This window comes from Dendronalium phyllosphericum CENA369, from assembly GCF_016056275.1.
Classification (GTDB): Bacteria; Cyanobacteriota; Cyanobacteriia; order Cyanobacteriales; family Nostocaceae; genus Dendronalium; species Dendronalium phyllosphericum.
Map to the genome: position 1 here is coordinate 67,930 of NZ_JAECZA010000009.1, position 21,709 is coordinate 89,638.

Sequence of the window (21,709 nt, forward strand, 5' to 3'; positions counted from 1 at the left end):
CCCCCTGCTCCCTGCCTTCTTCAATTACAGCAGTTTACTATCGGTTCTGAAGCAATATCATTCAGACCAACAGATTGCAACAAGTTAGTCCAATCAGTACGTTTTGGGTCTAGGCGGCGAAGTTCGGCTGAAGTAGTCACAGACTCATACCAAATACCATGACTTGCATAAATAGCAAGGCGCTGTTTTGGTGTTGCTTTCGCTAACTGACTTTTGACAACAGCATTGAGTTCAACCCGTTTAATCCAACCATCAACAAAAATAGGCGGTTGTTGGGAATTACAGTAAATATTAAAGTACCAATGATAACGCTTACCAATTTCTAACGAAGAAGCTGTTGATGGCAGAGAGAGATTGATAACCCCCGGTATCCCAGACAGCGAAACAGGGCTTTGATATACAGTTTGCCCCACTTCATTCTGTAGCACGAACTCTGCATTAGCTTTCCTGACATCAGGAACATAAAACCAGAAAGTTGGATGAGAGGTAGTCGTTAATCCCAAAACTAATTCTGCATTTGGCAATGGATAAACTGGAACTAATGCTGTCAGTCGCTTTTGTTGAGATGTAATGAGCTCTTTGTTCGCATTCTCGCAGCCGCGCTTTCCTCCGCCAATGCGATTACCGGGTGCATTAATGTCATCTGGCGGCGGAGGTACGTTAAAACTCCACGATGCGCTTAGTTGAGATTTTATCGGCTCTGCTTGTATTGGCGTGAAGTTTAGCGATACCAAAGCGATCGCAAAGACAAGTTTAATACTAATTCGTAATTCGTAATTCATAATTCGTAATTAAGAAAGCTATAGTATCAGGTTTGGTTGAAGGCTTGTTCGCTAACGCTCCTCTGAGTGCTGAGGTAGAGACGCGATTAATCGCGTCTGTACAAGAGTCAGTTTTTATTCCCTATCTGCTCCTCTGCCCCTCCGCCTCTCCGCCCCTCCGCCCCCCAGCTTCAACAGCGATGGGATATTTATTTATTTAGAAGTCTCTTACCACGTGCGAGTTCCACCACAGCTTTAACTAACTGTTCTGGCTCAAGGGGCTTTGTAACGTGCCGTTGATAGCCACTGGCTATGGCTCGCTGGCGATCGTCTTCTCTGGCATAAGCAGTCAAAGCGATCGCTGGAATCTGTCCTCCTTTTTCAGGAGGTAAAGTCCGGATCTGTTGCAGCAGGGTATAGCCATCGACTTCGGGCATCCCAATATCACTGACTAACACATCGGGTTGGAAGGATTCTAGGTTTGCCAACACTTCTGCCGCAGAGGCAACAGTCAGGATTTCCGCTCCATAGAGAGCAAGCAATTCTGTTAATAGTTCGCGGACATCGGGGCGATCGTCAACTGTGAGGACTCGAATTCCTGTGAGATCGAGTGCTTGTTGTGGCAACTCTTCTGTCTGCTCGATTTCTGGTTCGACATCCAGCAGTGGCAAGTAAACTGTAAAGGTGGCTCCCAACCCTTCACCAGGGCTGTCAGCCGCGATCGTGCCGCCGTGGGCTTCAACCAACTGACGAACGATCGCCAATCCCAATCCTAACCCTCCATACTTGCGAGTAATTGAGACATCTTCTTGACGGAATGACTCGAAAATATGCGGCAAAAACTCCGGGTTAATGCCTTTGCCAGTGTCACTGACGATAATGCGTGCTTGTTCGCCGACTCGCTCTAGTCGGGTTTCCACCCGTCCGCCTTTGGGGGTAAACTTGATCGCATTGGCAAGTAAGTTCCAAACGATTTGTTGCAGGCGGGTGGAATCCCCAGAGACTTGCCCCACATTTGGCAGTACCGGATGCAACAGAATTGATTTGGCAGCGGCGGCTGTCCTGACTGCGTCGAGGGCAGATTCAATGACAAATGCCAGATTCACAGGAGCAGCATCGATGCTGAGTTTGCCGCGTAGAATCTTCGCAATATCTAATAAGTCATCAATTAGTTGAGTTTGCAGTTTGGCGTTGCGTTCGATGGTAGCCAAAGCTTCAGCCATTTTAGTTTCATCAAATTTGCGGGTTTGCAGCAGTTTTGTCCAGCCCAAAATCGGGCTGAGAGGCGATCGCAACTCGTGGGAGAGAACGGCCAGAAACTCATCTTTGATGCGGTTGGCACGTTCGGCTTCTAGCCGTGCGGTTTGCTCTAGCTGCAATAGGCGATCGCGTTCTTGCTCTGCTTGCTGGCGCTCGGTGATGTCGCGCGAGATCGCCAACAGTTGTGAGACATGTCCTGCCGTGTCGAGAATGGGTGTAACTGCGACATCCCACCATTTTGGCGTTCCTTTGGCGGTCGGACAAAAGCCCTGAAATCGGCTGAGTTCGCCTGTTTTCGCTATGACAATCGCCTCCTCTGCCCTTGTGCGATCGTCATCTTGCCAAAAACTAGTCCAATCCTCGTTTAAGTAGGTGGCGAAATCATCTATTTCCAAAAGACACAGTCCACCCGTGTTGATATACAAAAGTTGCCCGTTGAGATCCAATAGTTTGATGCAATCGCTGCTACTTTCTAATATGCGGCGTTTAAACTCTTCACTTTGTCGCAACGACTGCTCTACTTGTTTGCGATCGGTAATATCTCGCCAAGTGGCAACAAATCCATCTCCAAATTTAGCTACACGGATATCAAAGGCTCTAACTAAGCGTTGTTGTCCGTAATCATCTTCATAAACTAGGCTGTCTTTGACGAGCGACTGCCCCGTTTCTACTACCTGACAGTATTCATCGAACAAAGTACTGTCATAATATCCCGGTAGGAACTCATCCAGCCCTTGACTGGGCTGAGTGCAAGTCATTTGATTGCTGAGGCAGGCAGCATCATTGACATATTCAACTTGAAAATTGACAATCTCTCCTCGCTCATTCCGCACAGCTCGGTATACCCCAAAACAATCGAGCATGTTTTCTACCGATGTGCGGAAACGTTCCTCACTATCCCGTAGTTCTGCTTCTACTCGTCTGCGTTCGGCTAGTTCGTTCTGTGCCTGCTGATAAAGTTCCGCCTGCTGGAGTGCAATTCCTACTTGAGTTGCCAATTCTTTAAGCAAGTCAACTTCTAAGGGTTGCCACTGTCGGGGAGCGGCGCAATGATGGGCAATTAACATGCCCCACAACTGCCTATTTTGGAGAATTGGGACGATCAGATTTGCCCGTACTTGTAACTTTCGCAAAAGTTCAACGTCGTCGGGGGCGATGCTGGCATCATAAATATCTGGGTTGAGGGTGACGAGTCCCTGACGAAAATGTTCGACATAGTCTTCACTCAAGTAAGGGTCGTGGTAGGAGCCGGACAACAGAGAATAATCTGCGACTACAGATTCGGTTGTAACTGTACCCCAACCGTCTGATTGCGAGCGGACAATCAAAACGCGATCGGTTTGGAGAAATTGCCGCACTTCGCTCACCGTCGTTTGCAGAATTTCTGCTAAATCCAGGGTTTGATGAATCTTTTGCGTAATCTGCGATACCAATCGCTCTCGTTCGATGCGCTGTTGCAATTGAGTGCGAAGCTGCACTGTTTCAATTGCCCCATTTACCGCTAGTTGCAGCCCTTCTGGGGTAATTTGCTCTTTAACGAGATAATCTTGGGCGCTTGCTTTCATTGCCTGAACTGCGATCGCCTCGTTGCCCTGTCCTGTTACCATAATCACAGGTAAGTAGGATTGCCGTGTCAAGGATTGTAACCGAGCTAGAAATTCTAGGCCATCCAAGTCGGGCAATCGATAATCGAGTAAAACGGCATCTGGCTGGTGTTGCTGCCAAAGTTCTAGTCCTTGTCCCCCTAAATTTGCTTCTAAAAGTGTATAAAAATACTCGCGATCGCGCCGTAAATATCGCCGATAAAGTTCTCGGTCTTCTGGGGAGTCATCGACAATTAAGACAACACGCGATTGACTCATGACTAATCCTTGGCGCTATCGGGCAGCGTTGTCACTTCAAACCAATATTCTACGAGCATCTCAATATCTCGTTTCAGTTGAGCAAAATCGATTGGCTTTACAATGTAGCTGTTGACTCCGTAGCGATAGCATACTTCGATATCTTTGGGATTGTTGGAGGTAGTAAACACCACCACCGGAATTGTGTTCAACTTCTCATCTTGTTTAATCCGGCGCAACACTTCCCTACCATCGGTTCCGGGCAAGTTTAAGTCTAGCACAATCAAGCCGGGACGGGGCGCATCGCCTTCTACATAGCTGCCAGTCCGGTAAAGAAACGCCAATGCTTGTTCTCCATTCACACACCGATGAGTGTGAATGGCAATCGGCGATCGCCGCAAAAACCGTTGCAGTGCCTCAAAATCTTCATTGCTGTCTTCTACAACTAACAGTGATGGCAGTCTGAGAGCAGAAGCTGAAATGCGAGTCATGGGTTGGCCTTTGCTGACAGGGTGAAGTAAAATGTACTGCCTTGAGTGGGTGTAGATTCTACCCAAATTCTACCACCGTGACGTTCTACTATTTTGCGGGCAATGGTTAATCCCACCCCAGTCCCGCCGCCAAATTCATCTCGTCCGTGCAAACGGCGGAATATCTGAAAGATTTTGTCGAGATGCTCTGGCGCGATTCCAATACCGTTATCACAAATGTAGAAAGTCAGATAAGTGGGAGCAACTTTTGTTTGGGCATTTTCCTCAATGAAACCAATTTCGACCCACTTGTGCGATCGCTCGTTGTACTTCACGGCGTTGCTAATCAGGTTAGTCAAGAGTTCGTTAACTTGAAAGCGATCGCCTAAAATAATCGGGAGCAGTTGAGGAATGCGAAACTCAACTTCGATTTGCGGTCGGGAAATGGTCAAGGTTGCGATTATCTGCGACACCAACTCGTCCAGATTTATTGGTTGCCGACTCAGTTCGGCGCGTCCCAACCGCGAGAAATGCAGTAGTGAATTGATTAGGTCTTCCATACGCTGGGTTAGCCGCACCAAGGTTTGGAGTTTGGCAATCCCATCGTCATTTAGTACGTCTGCGTAGTCTTCTATTAAGAAGTTAGCATAGTTGTGAATCCCCCGTAACGGTTCTTTCAGGTCATGGGAGGCAACGTAGGCAAAGGAATCGAGTTCTTCATTACTGCGTTGTAATTCAAAATTCATCAATGCCAATTTGTCTGCTTGCCGCAACACAACGCCCACAATCAGGCTTCGCAGTTCCGTAACCGCTTCAATTTCACAGGATTTCCAAGGCAAGGCACACCCTCGCACCGTCTCTTGCCACAACTGGAAGGATTTGCGAGGAGACATTCGTAAACTGCCATCTGCTAAAACTTCCACAGGTTTGTTGGGGTTGCGGCCCCAGTTCACAGTTTGAATTACCTCTGGACGAAACCAGAGAATGTAATTGTGATGAACTTGAGAAATTTCTAAGGCTAAAACTCCACTGGCGATCGCTTTAAATGACTCCGCAGCTGGGTAGTTTTTCGGGAGCGATCGCATCTCAAATAAGTTGTGACAAAACTGAGGTTTAATCCAATCTAGTAAGGCGCGAACTTCTTGCTCTGATGGCGTTTTACCCACATGCATGTACTGGTTGCCGCTGCATACTACTGCTCCGGCAGCATCTACTAAACTCAATAGCTTAGTATCTAATTGCACGATGCCGTCTAGAAAATACTCCGCCTGAGACAATGCATCAACAAATTGAGTTTGTAATGACTTCAATTGCATTTTGTAATCGATGTCCTCACTTGCTTGTTTGTTTGCCAGTTCCACAGACACGATTTGGCCAATGAATTCGCAGACAGTGCGGATATTGTAAGGAACATATTTAGGCGACGAATGATGACAGGCAATCAAGCCCCACAGCTTTCGTTCGTGTATCAAGGAAATAGACATAGAGGCAGTCACGCCCATATTGTGCAGGTACTCTAGATGAAATAAAGAAACACTCCGCAACACCGATAGACTGAGATCGAGCGGTTGATTTGTTAAGGGATTGTTCGTAGGAATTAAAGCGGCAGGCTGGTAGCTGGCATCTGGAATCAACCGCAGCCAATTGAGAGTGTATAGCTGTCGGGCTTGTTTGGGAATATCAGAAGGTGGGTAGTGTAAGTCCAGATAGGGCGTTTCCAGATTGGTGTCTTCAGCAATTACCCTGCCTGCTTCCTCGCTATCGAATCGATAGACCATGACGCGATCGAAACCAGTAATTCGCCGGATTTCTTTGACCGCGAGTTGGCACATGTCTAGTAAAGTAGGTGCTTTTTGAATCCGAGTGGTGGTTCCTTTTACCTGTTGATAGAAGTCAAAAAAGTTTGTTTTACTCTTCGCTTTTTTCGGCTCTAATTCCAGAAGAATTATCCCATCTAAGCGATGCACAATACCATCAAAATAAATTGATTTATTCAGACGCTTGATGGATAAATTGAGAGGATTAATGCTTTCAAAATCCTCTGACAGACATTGTTGAATCAGCTGAATTTGCTTGGCATCCAGTAAGTCTGACAGCGGCTGACCTAACAATTCCTTTGGTTGACGACCAATCGCGTTTTGGGTGTTGCTGCTTACCTGAACGATTTCCAGGGTGGGATCTTGCAAAACCAATAAAACCCCGTGCGGCTGAATCGACCCTGGAATGTGGACTGGTTCGCGATCGCAGTTGGTCAAATCAATCGTCTCATCAGTCATTCTCTGTTTCTCAAACTCTTCATTGTTGGGATTGTGCTTCTCTTAAAATAACGGGCGATCGCAAAAATATTTTTCAAAACTATCCCTTTCACTCTAGCTTTCTTAGTTAAAAATTACAAAGAAAGGCAAAGGGCAGGAGGCAGAAGGAAAGAAGTATCAATAAAAACTTATTTTTGTTGGTTTCAAGCCCACTGAAAAAGAGAATGTTTTTCAATACGCGCGGCGCATAAAAAACTTCGTCCTTATTTAATCCGACGTTTTAAAGCGTGGGTTTCTTTCTGTCCTCTGCCTTCTGAAGAATTAGTATTACTACTTTGATAACCTGTGTAAATTAATATACTACTGCTTGTGACGATCAGAGCCAGTACGGCAGGAATTAGTGGTATCCAAATGTCTTGCAGGAGCATAATAAAGCTGATTGCAAATATAACCTCAACTATATTGATTCTGGAGCGTTCGCTTCAATATTGGAATTTTAGATAGAATGAGTCAGGAGGCAGAAGGCAATGGTTATTTATTTCTCCCTCACTCCCTCACTTCCTCAGAAAAGAGGCTTTAAGCTAAAAGATAATAACGGCGGATATCCGGTTACAGTTTTAAGATAAATACAATCAGCGGACTAATGAAGGCTATTTAAATCCTCAGAAGCATGAAAGCTATTTTCGGAAATTATCTTTTTCAATCTGGCTGGCTTAGAGGATTGGGATGGAATTCTGTATTGTTTTGGTGCTGTATAGATAGCGGGGGCATCTTACTTTTGTAGAAAGCCTTATTAAACCTCACCCCAGCCCTCTCCTTAGTAAGGAGAGGGAGCAGGAATATTGTTTCTCCTATAGTGTATTTGCTTTCACTAAGATGCAGTTTGATATTCACCTTGATTTATATAGCTATAAGAATTTTGAATGGCTGCTTATGGTGATGGTCTATTAGTTTGTGATGGCTCACTTTGCACTGGCAATGATGTCGGACTAACTGTACCTTTGAAAAGCTGCCCATTACGTTCTACTTCGATTGGCAAAGGACTACCAATCGTACTCTTTTCCACTAATTTGATTACTTCTTCAGTTGTAGTAACAGGTTGATTATTAATACTCCGAATCGCATCACCAGGTCGTAATCCGGCAATGGATGCTGGAGAGCCGGGAACAATCTGAATCAATAAAACTCCATTATCTATTGTGATATTAATGTGATTGCCGGGTTGATTATTGATTTTTTCTTTAACTTCTGGTGTCAGCGTCACCATCTGAATACCCAAATAAGGTTTGTCAGCTTGTGTTGATGTTGATATTGGCAGTTTAGCTGGTGATGATGTCGGACTAACTGTAACTTTGAAAAGCTGCCCATTACGTTCTACTTCGATTGGTAAAGGACTACCGATTGTACTCTGTTCCACTAATTTGATTACTTCTTCAAATTTAGTCACAGTTTGATTATTAATACTGCGAATCACATCACCAGCTTGTAATCCTCCAATAGATGCTGGAGAGCGGGGAACGATATCAACCAATAAAACTCCGTTATCTGTTGTAAGATTAATGCGATCGCCTAATTTGTTATTGATTTTTTCTTTAATTTCTGGTGTCAGCGTCACCATCTGAATACCCAAATAAGGTTTGTTAGCTTGTGTTGGTGTTGATGTTGGCAGTTCAGCCGTAGGAGTTTGACTAGAAAGCTCTGTGGGAGAGAAACTAGGAACGCTGGGGGTTGGTTGGGGTGAGATTACTGGTGGGGTGTTTTGGGGTTCACTACTAATTGTGGCTTGTTCACTAGATACAGGCGTGGATTGGGCTACTAGTTGCTGTTGTTGATTGTTGGTGGCCAAACCAATAATCACCGCAGCACCAATCAAACCACCTACAATTAAACTACCCACAAAGATTCCACGTTGTCCATTGCTTTGATTTGTAGGTTGAGTGGAAGCAGGTGGACTAACAGAAATTGTGTTTTGAGGTGTTGCTACTGATGGGGGCACATTTTGCAGGGCTTCTAGCATTTCTGTGGCTGTGGGATAGCGATCGCGCGGATGATAGGCGATCGCGCGATCGATTACCATTGCCAATGTAGGGCTAACATTTAAAGCGTGTTGATGCCAAACAATTTCTCCAGTACGGGGATCTGTCTCAAGTTCGTGTGGTTGTCTCCCAGTTAGTAGATAAATCACAGTCATCCCTAAACTATATAAATCACTGGAATAAACTGGTCTACCTGCGGCTTGTTCACTGGGCATATATCCCGGCGTGCCAATCACAATTGAACTGGTAGGTAACCCTTGAGAATTCACCACTGTTCCCATTGATTCCCGCACTGCACCGAAATCTATCAGCACTGGTTTACCATCACGGTGGCGCAAAATAATGTTATCTGGCTTGATGTCGCGGTGAACGATACGCTTGGAGTGGACGTACTTCAGAACTGGTAACAAGTTTACTAAGATTTCCCGGACTACACTTTCGCTCAATAACCCTTGTTGTTGAATTTTAGCTGCGAGGGTATCACCTTCGACCCACTCCTGCACCACGTAGAACTGACCTTCTGACTGAAAGTAGGCATACAAGGAGGGAATCTGGTCAGTAGAACCGCTCAAATCTTCTAGAATTGCTGCTTCTCTCTGAAATCGTTCTTGTACCAGTTGGTAAATCTGGATGTTATTTTGAATTGGTTTGAGCTGTTTAATGACGCAGCACCGATTGGAGGGCATTTGGGTATCTTCCGCGAGAAAAGTTTCACCAAATCCACCGCTCCCCAACGTCCTGAGCACTCGATAACGATTCTCTAGAAGCATTTGCATAATTTGGTATTAGTAATTATAAGTATGTATTAATTAAGAATTAATCTTACTACTTTGATGGACGGTGTAGCTTACTACACTACTACCTGTTACGATTAAAGCCAGCACGGCAGGAATTAGCGGTATCCAAATGCCTTTTACGAGCATAACAAAGCCGATTGCAGATATAACCCCAACTACAACAACTCCCACTAATCCTAAAAGCAAGAAATTACGAACGCGCCATACCAAGATTCCACCAAAAATAGACCAGCAAAAAACCCACAAAGCATCACCCCAAACAGGCCAAACCCACAACAAAGTTCGCCCGTCTAAAATTGCACTGAGAATTTGACTCACCATTTGAGCGTGAACAATAACTCCGGGCATTTCCTGGTTTTGAGCGGTAGCGTCAGGGGTAGAAAAATAATCGCCAGCACTTTGGTTAGTGATGCCAATGATCACAATCCGATTGTTTACGGTCTTGGGATCGATCGCACCCCTAAGCACATCTTTTAATGTGACCTGCTCGACAGCCTTTAAGGGATCGAAGGAACGGTAATTTAACAATATTTGATAGCCCCAGTCATCCAGTTGGTGATACCCACCCATATGCGATCGCAATCGCTTAAATACAACTTTGCCGATTTGCAACTCTTTGTTGGTGTATTTGATAGAGATACCCTCAGCATCTAAGTAACGAAATGCCAATTGAGCGCTGAAGGCATAGGGCGTAGTACAAGGGGATTTGCTTGGTTGCATCGCAATCAGATGGCGGCGAAGAATACCATCGCTGTCTTTGACAAAATCGCTAAAGCCTTGACGTTTTTGAGGAATTTCTGGAGGAGGTGCAACGCCTGGTTCATTAATTTGGGGTTCGCTGACTTTGCAAATAGCAATGAAGCGATCGCTGCGCCGCATCCAAGCGGCTAAAGGTGCTTCGTTGTTGTCTACAGGAAAATCACGATAAATATCTAAGCCAATAGCTCTTGGTTGGTACTGCTCTAGTTTCTGCACGAGTAAAGCGAGGGCGCGATCCGATAGCGAGCCTTTTCTTTGTTGCTGTTCTGGCAGCTTAAAATCATCTTCAGAAATGGCAACTACCAAAAGGCGACGATCTGGTTGTTCTTTAGGGCGCAGCCGCAGCAGTTGGTCGAAAGCCCTTAGTTCCGCAGTTTGTAGTAGTCCTAGATGCCGTACTCCCATTGCTAAAGCTGTGACGATCGCAGCTAAAACTAGCACAGTTTGCAGACGGTGCTTGCTGGGTAAAGGCGATGTCTCAACTGATTCTAAACCTGATGACGCTTTATCAACCCAGTTTTGATTAAAAACAGTAGCATATATGCGGTTATAAACTTTTAATAAACCTTGTTGCTTGACTACCAATCCTGTTAACCGCAATTCCATTTGTTCGGGACTGTTATCTGCTACGATTTGGCCTGTTTGCAAAATTTGCCGATAAAGCCTTAGTAACTGCCTAGTGCGCTGTTCGCTTCTCAAAATGTTATTCTCGGCACAGCGGCAAAAAAAGCGATCGCGGATTGTCCTTAGATGTTCTGGTTCATCTTGGGATTCCCAGTTTTCAATGACTTGAGAGCGCACAATTTTCTTAACATACTCTGTTTCATTATCTTGGGGAATGGTAGAAGCGATCGCTAACTGGCAAAGCTTCTGAGTCAAAAAAGGTTGACCGCCACTCCAAGCTAATATTTCTTGCAACACTCTTTGGGGGTTAACAAATCTACCCACTAATCCCTCAGCTAATGGTTGAGCTTCAGACAATTGAAAACCGTTGAGTTCAATTGCTAGACCAATGTTAAAAGGTGTGTGGTGTTTGTCTTGAATCAAATCGTAGGGAGTAGTCACCCCTAGTAGTGCAAAAGTCAGGCGTTGGTAAGCTGGATTGTCGGCTCGTTTGTTATAGCAAGCCCGAATCAAAGCTAAAAAATCATCCTTGAAATTTAGTCTGAGAATACTATCAATTTCGTCTACAAAAATCACAATGTTTTGAGAGACTTCTATCAGCAGCACTGACTCGATAAACTCACTCAAGCGTTGCACTGGTGAAAGTTCAGAGCGATCGCTCCACCAAGCCAATACTTTGAATTTAGGGATGAAACTACGCGCCAGCCTCCGCACTACACCCAAATACCACTCAGATGCAGTTATATCCTGGCTGCCAATCGCCGTAATGTCAATAACACCACAGGCAATATTTTCAGCTTGCAGTTTACGCATTGTTTGGACTCGCAGGCTAGACTTGCCCATCTGCCGCGAGTTGAAGGCATAACAAAATTCCCCAGCTTTTAGCGCATCATAAAAATCTTTATCTGCTTGCCGCTGCACATAGCTGGGAGCATCAATTTGGAGACTTCCTCCGACTTGATATTTGTAAGCTGAGTTTTCTGCTTTGCTCGTCGGATGCATTCTCACTTTCAGCAGTAAAAATCTAAGCTATTAGGCAAAATTAATTATACGCGCTCAAGGGTAAGGCTCCCCTTATGTAAAGCTACAGATTATTTGACCGCAGCGACAAATTAAAAGTCAAGTTTTTCCTGCCTGCAAGCTTTACTAGAAAAATATTTTATTTTAAGGGTTTGATGAAGTTGTAGAAATACTATAAAAAAATACTACACTCTAATAGTACTAACTATCAGAGTGTAGCAAATGTACTTCAATTTTCCTAATTTAAGCCTAGTACTTTAAGGATATATCTGCTGTTCATAAGTGACAGCTTTTATAGTGTCACTTTATAACATACCCTTAAGTATATTAAGCGCTCTAGATAGCCTTTGGGCATTTCAGAACGCTTATAGATTTATACGAGGAGAACCCACGCCAGTTACTTACAGTGAGTCCAGCACTGGTATCACCTTTTCCCAGCCCAAAAGGCTTTGGCAACTGACAACTATAGCCGTAGTCCTAATGTAATGTAAGGACAGTGGTAATTCTCATCAGCACTTTGCTATAACTCTTGTCCCCAAAAACAAAGCCCCTCTGACAATGGTTGTAGAGGGGCGAGGTATACGGTATGAAAGAACTTTAATTGTTTTCAAACTCACGCGAAGACTCTATCAAAAGAAAATTTTTGCGTTTATTCTTAGTTTTGAGAACAGTTAGATAGTTATCAGTGTAGCGAAAAGCAGCTGCACAGTCGTAGGCAGCAATAGATATAGCTTGCAAAAAAACATTTGCGGGAATTTCAAAACCTAAAAATTTTTCAGTTAAAATCAACAAATCGCTATCTGTTGCAGGTAAAGTAGTTTCCTGTACCCATTCTAAGTCTTCTAAGATATCTTCAATTAATGCTTTGGACATTTAATACCTCCCCAAAAGCAAAAGATGCAAAACCTGTGATGAAATTTAACTGTTGATCGCGAGTCCGTAAATTTTCTGGGAGTTCAGTATCGGGACATCCTATCTCCCTTAAAATATGTAAACAATAAGCACTGAGTTCACTGTATGAAGCTCGCTCCCACTCAAGAGATACCTGTTTCGCCCTTTGTTGGTTAACTCGGAAAACTGTCATTGCAGGGCTAGTCATAAATGTACCCTAATAAACTGGATAATGCAGTTTTGATCGGAACTACAAGTTAGCGTAACCGTGTTTTTGCGGAAATTATAAAGATAGGCAATAGAAGTATCAGCGCATTTGCGGTAAGGCCAATTCGGGATTATCGGAGAAAGTTTGTATTTTAAATCACAATAAGACTTAACTGTGAGCCTTTCGTTTGGCAGAAGTTACTGCTAACAACAGCTATTACTGTGCTGATTAGTAGCACTGTTAGCTCAGAGTAATGTACTCATGTTTAACTTTCTCAAACGAGTTGAAGATTATGCTAAACGTATCTTTCAAGCATGTCGATATCTAGGGCAAAGACTATCAGTTAGTTTCGATCGCCCGTTTATTCATCCGTGGCTTTGCACAAAATTCATGAGTTTCTTCTGACTCCTGATTCCTGAATTCTATTTTGATAAATTCTCTCGCTTCAAGTTCCATTTATCGTTTTTATTAAGAGACTAACAACATGAATTCACAACATCATAGTTTCACAAATAAGTTAACTAATCTCATAGGAATTGTTGGGGTTAGTGCTGCGATCGCATTTACTAGTTATTATTGTCTCAACCAACCAGCAAATGCTCAAATAACACCAAATAATCCACCTATCCCAGGTGTGAGAAATCAGCAAACTAATATCAGTGACCTTGATAGACTGTATATCTTAGAGGCTGGCTGGGGCGGATTAGCGGAAGTACAACTGGCACAATTAGCACTACAAAAGTCTAAAAACAATAAAATTAGGCAGTATGCCCAGCAAATAATTCGAGAGCATACACCTGTAAACCAGCAACTAATAGAGCTAGCTACCCGAAAAGGAATTACACCGCCTACTGATGTGGGGCCTAAGTATCAAGTCTTAATAGAACGGCTATCACAACTTTCTGGCAGCAATTTTGACCAAGTATACAAAAATGAAGCTGGTATAAACTTGCATATGGAATACTTGGCTATTCAGCGCCGTCAGTCACAACTCGGTCAAGATCCAGACCTCCGGGCATTTGCAACCAAAAATATACCAGTAGTACAGAAACATTTGCAAATGGGTAGCGATCGCCTGTCTTGAAAATGGGTGTAATACCATTTCCCAAAAATAATGATACAGATCCAAACCCAGAAACCCAGACTCAATCAGACTTTCTTAATTACGAATTACGAATTACGAATTGGTATAAGGGTATGGAGTGTATACTGATATCCAACCAAATAAACCTTACTGGAATTTTAAGATTTCTGAGCTTGAATTTTGTCAAAGATAGCGCCTTCATCAAAGAATTTTTTCTGAATTTCGTCCCATCCTCCCAAATCTTGAGCTTTGAAGAGGGTTTTAATCTTAGGCAAGTTGCTTTCTACTTCTTTGACAATGGTGGTATCAACGCTACGAAATCCTATTTTGGCAAACTCTCGTTGCACTTCTGGGGTGTAAAGAAATTTGATAAATTCTTCTGCAACTTGGCGAGTACCGTGTTTCTCAACATTTTTATCTACAATTGCAACAGGGTTGTCAATGGAGATATTCACATCAGGGACAACATAGGAAAATTTACCACCGCTTTGTGTTGCTGATAAAATCATCTCGTTTTCATAGTTGAGTAAAGCATCACCTTGACCTTCTTTAAAGAATAAGTCGGTGGCATTTCGAGCAGTTTTAGGCAGCACGGGTGCATTTTTATAAACTTTCGAGGTGAAGTCTAACGCTTGATTTTCGTTTCCACCAGTTTTGGTTACAGAACCCCACAGACATAAGAAGTTCCAGCGCGCACCACCAGATGTTTTTGGGTTAGCTGTCAGTACATTTACCCCATCTCGTGTTAAATCTGCCCAAGTTTTAATATTTTTGGGATTCCCTTGACGAGTGGCGATCGCACCCACCGATTGAGTAACAATTGCATTATTTGGGGCTTCTTTTTCCCATCCCGGTTGAATAAAACCTGTCTGGACAAGTTTATTAATGTCAAGAGCAAGTGACAAATGTACGACATCAGCTTCTAAACCATCAATCACATTCAGAGTTTGAGAACCAGAGCCATCATAACTTTGCTTAAAAACAATTTTTTGGTTGTGTTCTTTTTGCCACTTTTCTACAAATTTGGGAATAATGCGATCGTATGCAGCATTGGTAACTGAGAAGGAAACAAAAGTTAAGTTGACATCGCCTCCAGAAGCGGCGCTAGTCTTACCAGCATTATCAACATTGCCTGAAGAACAGGCTGCGATCGCAACACTTAAAATTACTCCAACTAAAAATAAAGATATAAACCATCGCTGCTTTATAGCTTGTAAAGCTTGAACAATATAAGTGCGAACTTGTTCAGTTATATATTTTTTGAATGCATATGCATACTGTCGCTTATTTGTCAAAGCTTCCTCCTCAAACTGCGAAAAAACGAGCAAGTTACTGTAGTTTAAAGATATTATAAAGCAGTAGCGAAAAATACTTAATCTTTTATTAACCTAAGTTTAAACAAGCTGGAGATTTTGCCGCAAAAGGAAGTTAGGGAGTTTCTAATCTCAAACTGGGAAAAGAGTACCGACAATGCCTAATGTCACAATTAATAGCATTGCTACTGTTAACCGCTTCGTGAGTTGGCGTTCGTGAGATATTCTCGCTACTAGTGGTAGGTTCACGAGTACGCTGGCAACAGAAGCGAACACAGCACCAGTCCCCGCTTCGTTAGCAGAAAGCGTACCATGAGCAGCTAACGTTGCTGCACTAGCTACGGCACTGGCGCTAGAAATCAAACCGCCAACAATACTGACACTATAAAAGCCAAATTGACCTAAAGCTTTCTGCGCTAACACCGCAGCAATTTGCAGTGCGAGAAAAATTAGACCAAATTTTAACGCCGATTTGAGCGAGAAAGGAGATTCAAAATTCAGTGTATGGGTAGTTTCTATTGCCAAGTTATTTCCTTGGTCTACTTCAAGCGGCCTAGAAGCTGTCTGGACTGCCTGGCGGTGGATGAGGGTGAGTCCCACGCTTCCCGCCAACATCAAGGCCAGTGCTGGTGCTGAAGACTGTAAAGTATGGGGGGATAAAATAGCCAACAATACAGCGTTGCGTAATACCATTGCTATGGTAGCCAGAACGATCCCCCGGTACGCCACCTCATTCAGCCGCCCTTGAGTTTCATGCACCCGCTTGGCTAACTCAACCACAGCAACACTGCTATTGACCAAACCACCTAAAAAGCTAGCTACCTGTATGCCACGAGTTCCGTAAATTTTCCACAACACATAGTTTACGAAACCTATACCCGCTACCAGAATTACAGTTAGCCAAGCCTCACGCAACTGCACTAATCCCCACGGATCTATAGTCCCACTTGGTAGTGCTGGATAGATGACAAAGGTCAACATCGCCAACATAATTGCTGACTTGAGTTCGGGTTCGCTGAGTCCCAAGCTGAAACCTTTAAGGCTTTCTTTCCAAGAGAGTAACGCCGCTGCAATTACTGCCACAGCCACAGGAGTCACAGTATGTCCCTGTCCGCACAATACCCCAGCCAGCCCGATTACCAGCAAAGCTGTCGAAGTAGTCAACTCAGTGCCCTTACCTACTCGCAAGGTTTGAAGGTTCAAAAAGACAATCAACAACCCCAGCAATGCAATACATAACAGGGCGTAGTTCTCACCTAGTATTCCGCCCAAGCCTCCCAATAATGACACAAAACCAAATGTTCGCACTCCCGTGTGTTTATGCCGCCATTCCCGCTCCAAACCCACAAATAGTCCAATAACTAGTGCCAGTGACAACCGCTTGATACTATACGTGTGCAGCGTTCCGGAGAAAATTGATGAAGCTAAATCGTTAGTGGGTGCAACGGATATCCAGTATTGAAATGAGATATCCATTAATTGGCTGGGCAAGAGATAGGCACTAAGACCATAAAGAGACATAGTTTATGGAACTACGGTAGATACTGTTAACCGATGAAGCGGTCGATCGCAAAGACCTAGACAAAGTAGATTTTTATCACAAGTGAGCTTAACCAAATGACTTGGCTTTACTTACTACCGCTAAAAGCTTACCTGCTAAGTTTACAATAAATTAAGTTAAGGTTAATGAAAGGTTAAGCACATTTAGATACTGATTACTTATTTGACTGATATGATACTAGTTCTCGATGCGATAACGTATTAACTGCTTAACTGCTGTTACTGGTAATCCTAAAGCTTGAGCGATCGCAGCATCAACTTGAGCAAATTCAGTTACGGGGAACTCAAACTCCATCTGCTTTAAAACCGAATCAGCAGTGTAAACCTTGACTTCAGTCAACTTATCTCTGCGCTCGATTAGAGCTTCAATAGACATGACAGCCAGGGAAACCGAAAACTGAATTTGATGTTTAGAATCGGCGTGGATTTGGGCTGTTGTATCGTAGGTATAGCTCAATACTTGATGTGCGATCAAACCCGTACTCAACCAAAAAAACACTCCGATTAAAGGTAACGGCAGCCAGAACTCTAATCCTAAGTTAATCAGAAATTGCAGCCAACGGGGTCGAGACATAAGGGACTTCTGAATAAAAAATATTAGCAGGGGGGCTGGGCTGACTTTTCACGGTATGTGGACGCATAAGCGACGGTGTGGGGTGTGGGGTGTGGGGTGTGGGGTGTAGTCCGGCTTTCTTGTTTTGTTTTCCCTACACCCTACCCCCTACCCCCAGCCTTAACGAGAGTTTGAGGACTTCCCGTGAAAAGTCAGGGGGGCTGGGGAAGAAGAATACGATAATGTATTGAATGGAGTTAAATACAGTTATTTTTGCAGTTCCCTAACATTGAGAAAGCTTGATGATGAATTGATCGTAGGAAAATAGAAAGTAAAGTACAGCGATATGATGAATGAGAATCTTACTTGTAGAAGACGATCTCACTCAATTACAACCACTACATGGTGCGCTCTCGAAAGTCGGACATGTTGTAGATGGTGTCGAAGATGGTGAAACAGCTCATTGGTTGATGACAGACAGAGACTACGACCTGTTAATTTTAGACTGGATGTTGCCTAAAGTTAGTGGTATTAGTTTGTGTCAGCAGTATCGCCAAGCAGGAAAAACGGCTCCGGTACTGATTCTCACAGCTAAGGATGCGATTTTAGATAAAGTGTCTGCTTTAGATGTTGGTGCTGATGACTATCTAGTTAAACCCTTTAGTTTGCTCGAACTTTTGGCACGAGTGCGAGCATTGGGAAGGCGCGCACCACTCTGGCAAGGTGACACGCTAGAATTAGCCGATTTACAGCTGCATCTCAACACTCTCACGTTACAGCGCCAGGAAGTTACAGTTCAGTTGTCGGGTCGAGAGTTTCAGTTACTAGAATATTTCTTGCGACATCCGAAGCAAGTACTCAGCCACGACCAAATCGAACAAGCACTTTGGGAATGGAATACACAGCCAGATAGTAAAGCGATAACGATGTTAGTGCATCGAGTGCGGCAGCGGTTACAGATGGTAAAAGCAGAAGATTGGCTACAAACCGTTTATGGTATGGGATATCGATTGATTGTCGCGGAATCATGCGATCGCTAATTCCTACCATGTTCAACCGCAGTCGGCGTAACCTAGCTCGCTGGTTTACGCTTTCGATGGGTAGTATTTTAGTTATCTTTGCAGTAATACTTTACTTTCTAGAAGCCAAAGAGCAGTTACGGACATTTGACCAAGAAATTTACAATACAAGCCGACTGATGGCGGCTGGCGTTGAAGATGGACTTTACCAAGAACAGCAGCGCATTAGCTTGGAAGATGTCCCGATTTTGGGTGGTGAAGCTTTACCTTTTGAGAGTGCAATTGTTTATGCTCGCTGGTATACCCCTAAAAAGCAACTACTAGAGTTTTTTGGTGTCACACCATCGGAGCAGTTGAAAAATAAACTAGGGTTTCAAACAATTGAATCAAGCGATCGCCCCAACGAACAACTGCGTCAGTTAACACTTCCTGTTTTTCAGAATCAGCAATTAATCGGCTATCTGGAAATAGCTGCCTCTTTAGCACCTGTTAAAGAAACTTTATGGTCGCTGCAACTGTATTTAATAGTAGGCGTACCCGTTGCTTTGAGTGCAATTAGTTTAACTGGTTGGTTTCTTGGTGGCATGGCAATGCAGCCAATTCGCCAATCCTACGAACAATTACAGCGGTTCACAGCCGATGCTTCCCACGAGTTACGCACACCCCTAACAGCAATTCGCAACAATGCTCAGTTTGGCTTGTTGGAACCAATCGACCCTCACCAACAGCAGAATTCCTTAGAAAATATCGACCGAATTGCCGAATCAATGGGAATGCTGGTAAGCGATTTATTATTCTTAGCTCGACACGAAGGGCAGTTAGTACCACAAGCACTCAATCTCGTTGATTTGGTAAGTTGGCTTCAGCCGTTAGCAGAAGAATACGCCCAGCAAGCAAAGGCAAAAAATTTAGAATTCACGAGCGAATTTCCTCAACAATCAGTGATGTTGAAAATGAATCCAGATTTGATGCGACAGGCTATCACAAATCTTCTCAGTAATGCCTGCCGTTACACGCCATCTGGAGGTATTTGCTTACGAGTCTGCCTTCAGTCTAATTGTGCAGTCATCGAAGTACAAGATAGCGGTATTGGAATTCCAGAGGCAGATTTACCCCATATCTTTGAGCGGTTTTATCGAGTGGATAGCGTGCGATCGCGTTCTTCTGGAGGCTTTGGTTTAGGACTAGCGATCGCCCAGCAAATTGTCCAAATACATGGAGGGCAAATTATCGCCACAAGTCGTTTAGGTGCAGGCTCCACTTTTCAAATTCAGTTGCCCTTCAATTTCATGAAAACTGGGCAAGAATGATTTTCAATATATAACTCGGCGTAGCCCGTCGTAGACATAGCTACAAACTTGTGTTCTCAACCAACGAACTTGTGTTCTCAACCAACAAACTTGTGTTCTCAACCAACAAACTTGTGTTCTTAACCAACGGACTTGTATTCTCAACCAACGAACTTGTGTTCTCAACCAATCATTCTGATTGAATCGGGGGTTGTTACTTTCTTGTTACTTTTATCCGGCAATCTAAAAACAGGAGTAAGTTACACATCAGATTGGAGGTCTTAACAAATGAAATTCAATCCTATGCCTAGCATTGTCCTGACTGCCTTGGTTGCATTGCTAATACCTTTGGAAGTAGGAGCGCAGAAAGCGTCAACCCAAATTAACAATTCGCCCAATGCTCGTGTTACCAGTATCTCTGGTCAAGTTACTAAGCTATTAGACGATAAATTCATTCTCAATGATGGTAAGGGACAAATCATTGTTGAGGCGGAACCTAGTTTAGGACAACCTATTAATCTCTCGGTAGGAGAAAAAGTCACTGTAGTTGGCAACTATGACGACAATGAATTCAATGCCCTTAGTATTACTCGTGCCAACGGTGAAACTATTCAAATTCTTGACGATTGAATTTCAGCAAGCACTTCAAAAACTTGAATCTCGCTATTTGCTAATTTTTAGCCGGAAGTGGTTTGAAGAGAAACGCCACTGCAACAACTGTAGGTAGCTTGATATACTTGACTACCTAGCATGTCGGCTAAAAATTAACATGAGTCAGCCTTACAAGTGGCACAATTAGAGCCAAAATATACTTTAATCTAACCATGATTTTAAGTATATGCTTACGCGCTGCGGCTTATGTCATCGCCACTCGATCGCCCTTTAAAAATTGAACTCAAGCTGCCATCCTCCCATCCTCAGTTATTGGAAGGATTAGATATCTGGCTGCGCTTGGGTTTGATATCCGATGCCCAAGTTAGGCAGCTATGCCGCGAGTACCTTGTCTGTGCGGTAGTATTTCAAGCTCAGACTGAACCCGAACAACAAGTAACATTCGCCACTTCCGATCCCGTTCAACAGTCGGCTGTAACGATGTTGCGTGGAACGTCTATAGGCAAACCTCCACAACCGACTAAACCTAACATTGTAGCGACAATGTTGCAGTCACTAGGGGCAGAATTAAGTGTCCGGTGGCTGCTGTTTTTAGGAGTATTTCTAGTAGTTGTGTCCTCTGGGGTGCTGGCTGCTAGTCAGTGGGAAAAATTTCCTGCCTCTGGACAATATGGAGTTTTATTCGCTTATACCTTAAGTTTTTGGGGATTAAGCTTCTGGGCGGGTAAGCAAAACAACCTAAGATTGACAGCTCAGACATTATTGATTGTCGCTTTATTGTTAGTGCCCGTGAACTTTTGGGCAATGGATAGCTTTCGGTTGTGGCAAAATCCTCTGGATTGGTTGACAGTAGCGATCGCATCCCCAATTCTGACATTTATTACAGTTTTACTGTGCAACAATCGCACATTTACTCATTTGCCAACTGGGAAATTGCCTCTAATAAATATTCTGGGCCTGAGTTATTTACACTGGGGTTGGAAATTACCAGGATTTCCCTTCATTGCTGTTTATCTGGCAACGATTGGTACTACCATCATTACTGTTTATCTGAATCGGTTGATAGAAAGACGTGGGGACGCGGGGACGCGGAGATGGGGAGACGCGGGGACACGGGGAGATTTTGATGAGAATGAATTAAATGAAAATCAAAACGAGCAGCGTTTTGGATTGGGTATAAGTTTGTACGCTGTTGTAATTATTTATGCGCTTTTAGTACTACTAGTACGGGCGATTTTTGTTGCAAGGGTAGATGTCACTCAGTTGGGTTTAGCTATTGGTATTTGCGGCTGGCTCATAACTTGGTTAGCACAGCGAGGAAGAGAGCAGGGGAGGCAGGGGGAGAGGGGAGCGAGTA

At 43.7% G+C, this 21,709-nt stretch carries 16 protein-coding genes and 1 pseudogene; 5 read left to right on the plus strand and 12 right to left on the minus strand.

Features of this window, described 5'->3' with window-relative positions:
* Positions 1-20 precede the first annotated feature (20 nt).
* The 9 genes from I8752_RS04120 to I8752_RS04160 all read right to left on the minus strand — a co-directional run bounded on the left by I8752_RS04120 (position 21) and on the right by I8752_RS04160 (position 12,922).
* On the minus strand, positions 21-782 hold the full coding sequence (locus I8752_RS04120) for a DUF928 domain-containing protein (RefSeq protein WP_214431059.1): 762 nt from the start codon (positions 780-782) through the stop codon (positions 21-23).
* 188 nt (positions 783-970) lie between these two features.
* Positions 971-3,883 carry a response regulator gene (locus tag I8752_RS04125; RefSeq protein WP_214431060.1) on the minus strand — a complete coding sequence of 971 codons (2,913 nt, stop codon included), beginning with the start codon at positions 3,881-3,883 and terminating at the stop codon, positions 971-973.
* A gap of 2 nt (positions 3,884-3,885) precedes the next feature.
* Complete coding sequence (locus I8752_RS04130; RefSeq protein ID WP_214431061.1) at positions 3,886-4,353, minus strand: response regulator; 468 nt, start codon at positions 4,351-4,353, stop codon at positions 3,886-3,888.
* Entirely contained in the window at positions 4,350-6,608 is a 2,259-nt protein-coding gene (locus I8752_RS04135) for an ATP-binding protein (protein ID WP_214431062.1), read from the minus strand. The genes I8752_RS04130 and I8752_RS04135 overlap by 4 nt, the downstream gene beginning before the upstream one ends.
* Positions 6,609-6,850: 242 nt before the next feature.
* Entirely contained in the window at positions 6,851-7,015 is a 165-nt protein-coding gene (locus I8752_RS04140; protein WP_214431063.1) for a hypothetical protein, read from the minus strand.
* Positions 7,016-7,518: 503 nt separating this feature from the next.
* Complete coding sequence (locus tag I8752_RS04145) at positions 7,519-9,399, minus strand: protein kinase domain-containing protein (protein WP_214431064.1); 1,881 nt, start codon at positions 9,397-9,399, stop codon at positions 7,519-7,521.
* Between the two features lie 33 nt (positions 9,400-9,432).
* Positions 9,433-11,805 (minus strand): CHASE2 domain-containing protein, encoded by a 2,373-nt coding sequence (locus tag I8752_RS04150; RefSeq protein ID WP_214431065.1) that lies wholly within the window; start codon positions 11,803-11,805, stop codon positions 9,433-9,435.
* A gap of 615 nt (positions 11,806-12,420) precedes the next feature.
* Entirely contained in the window at positions 12,421-12,696 is a 276-nt protein-coding gene (locus I8752_RS04155; RefSeq protein ID WP_214431066.1) for a hypothetical protein, read from the minus strand.
* Positions 12,677-12,922 (minus strand): hypothetical protein, encoded by a 246-nt coding sequence (locus I8752_RS04160; RefSeq protein WP_214431067.1) that lies wholly within the window; start codon positions 12,920-12,922, stop codon positions 12,677-12,679. The genes I8752_RS04155 and I8752_RS04160 overlap by 20 nt, the downstream gene beginning before the upstream one ends.
* 484 nt (positions 12,923-13,406) lie before the next feature.
* Here I8752_RS04160 and I8752_RS04165 point away from each other — a divergent pair, with 484 nt between their 5' ends.
* Positions 13,407-14,006: a DUF4142 domain-containing protein gene (locus tag I8752_RS04165; protein ID WP_214431068.1), complete on the plus strand. Its 600-nt coding sequence runs from the start codon at positions 13,407-13,409 to the stop codon at positions 14,004-14,006.
* Between the two features lie 158 nt (positions 14,007-14,164).
* On the opposite strand, the gene I8752_RS04170 is transcribed toward I8752_RS04165, so the two are convergent.
* The 3 genes from I8752_RS04170 to I8752_RS04180 form a co-directional block, all read right to left on the minus strand.
* On the minus strand, positions 14,165-15,259 hold the full coding sequence (locus I8752_RS04170; RefSeq protein ID WP_214431076.1) for a sulfate ABC transporter substrate-binding protein: 1,095 nt from the start codon (positions 15,257-15,259) through the stop codon (positions 14,165-14,167).
* 192 nt (positions 15,260-15,451) lie between these two features.
* Entirely contained in the window at positions 15,452-16,840 is a 1,389-nt protein-coding gene (locus I8752_RS04175) for an MgtC/SapB family protein (RefSeq protein ID WP_214431069.1), read from the minus strand.
* A 217-nt stretch (positions 16,841-17,057) separates the two neighbouring features.
* On the minus strand, positions 17,058-17,453 hold the full coding sequence (locus I8752_RS04180; protein ID WP_214431070.1) for a hypothetical protein: 396 nt from the start codon (positions 17,451-17,453) through the stop codon (positions 17,058-17,060).
* A 332-nt stretch (positions 17,454-17,785) separates the two neighbouring features.
* Here I8752_RS04180 and I8752_RS04185 point away from each other — a divergent pair, with 332 nt between their 5' ends.
* From I8752_RS04185 to I8752_RS04200, 4 genes and pseudogenes are all read left to right on the plus strand, one after another.
* Complete coding sequence (locus tag I8752_RS04185) at positions 17,786-18,472, plus strand: response regulator transcription factor (RefSeq protein ID WP_214431071.1); 687 nt, start codon at positions 17,786-17,788, stop codon at positions 18,470-18,472.
* The gene (locus tag I8752_RS04190) at positions 18,409-19,761 is read left to right on the plus strand and encodes a sensor histidine kinase (protein WP_318780810.1); all 1,353 of its coding nucleotides are present in this window, start codon (positions 18,409-18,411) and stop codon (positions 19,759-19,761) included. The genes I8752_RS04185 and I8752_RS04190 overlap by 64 nt, the downstream gene beginning before the upstream one ends.
* Positions 19,762-20,028: 267 nt before the next feature.
* Entirely contained in the window at positions 20,029-20,370 is a 342-nt protein-coding gene (locus tag I8752_RS04195; RefSeq protein ID WP_214431072.1) for a hypothetical protein, read from the plus strand.
* A 228-nt stretch (positions 20,371-20,598) separates the two neighbouring features.
* A pseudogene (locus I8752_RS04200) lies at positions 20,599-21,709 on the plus strand (DUF2157 domain-containing protein); the annotation flags it as partial.

What these genes read in the sequence shown, in the direction of transcription:
- I8752_RS04120 (WP_214431059.1), bottom strand. Translation starts at nt 782, where the DNA reads ATGAATTACGAATTACGAATTAGTATTAAACTTGTCTTTGCGATCGCT.
- I8752_RS04125 (WP_214431060.1), bottom strand. Translation starts at nt 3,883, where the DNA reads ATGAGTCAATCGCGTGTTGTCTTAATTGTCGATGACTCCCCAGAAGAC.
- I8752_RS04130 (WP_214431061.1), bottom strand. Translation starts at nt 4,353, where the DNA reads ATGACTCGCATTTCAGCTTCTGCTCTCAGACTGCCATCACTGTTAGTT.
- I8752_RS04135 (WP_214431062.1), bottom strand. Translation starts at nt 6,608, where the DNA reads ATGACTGATGAGACGATTGATTTGACCAACTGCGATCGCGAACCAGTC.
- I8752_RS04140 (WP_214431063.1), bottom strand. Translation starts at nt 7,015, where the DNA reads ATGCTCCTGCAAGACATTTGGATACCACTAATTCCTGCCGTACTGGCT.
- I8752_RS04145 (WP_214431064.1), bottom strand. Translation starts at nt 9,399, where the DNA reads ATGCAAATGCTTCTAGAGAATCGTTATCGAGTGCTCAGGACGTTGGGG.
- I8752_RS04150 (WP_214431065.1), bottom strand. Translation starts at nt 11,805, where the DNA reads ATGCATCCGACGAGCAAAGCAGAAAACTCAGCTTACAAATATCAAGTC.
- I8752_RS04155 (WP_214431066.1), bottom strand. Translation starts at nt 12,696, where the DNA reads ATGTCCAAAGCATTAATTGAAGATATCTTAGAAGACTTAGAATGGGTA.
- I8752_RS04160 (WP_214431067.1), bottom strand. Translation starts at nt 12,922, where the DNA reads ATGACTAGCCCTGCAATGACAGTTTTCCGAGTTAACCAACAAAGGGCG.
- I8752_RS04165 (WP_214431068.1), top strand. Translation starts at nt 13,407, where the DNA reads ATGAATTCACAACATCATAGTTTCACAAATAAGTTAACTAATCTCATA.
- I8752_RS04175 (WP_214431069.1), bottom strand. Translation starts at nt 16,840, where the DNA reads ATGTCTCTTTATGGTCTTAGTGCCTATCTCTTGCCCAGCCAATTAATG.
- I8752_RS04180 (WP_214431070.1), bottom strand. Translation starts at nt 17,453, where the DNA reads ATGTCTCGACCCCGTTGGCTGCAATTTCTGATTAACTTAGGATTAGAG.
- I8752_RS04185 (WP_214431071.1), top strand. Translation starts at nt 17,786, where the DNA reads ATGAGAATCTTACTTGTAGAAGACGATCTCACTCAATTACAACCACTA.
- I8752_RS04195 (WP_214431072.1), top strand. Translation starts at nt 20,029, where the DNA reads ATGAAATTCAATCCTATGCCTAGCATTGTCCTGACTGCCTTGGTTGCA.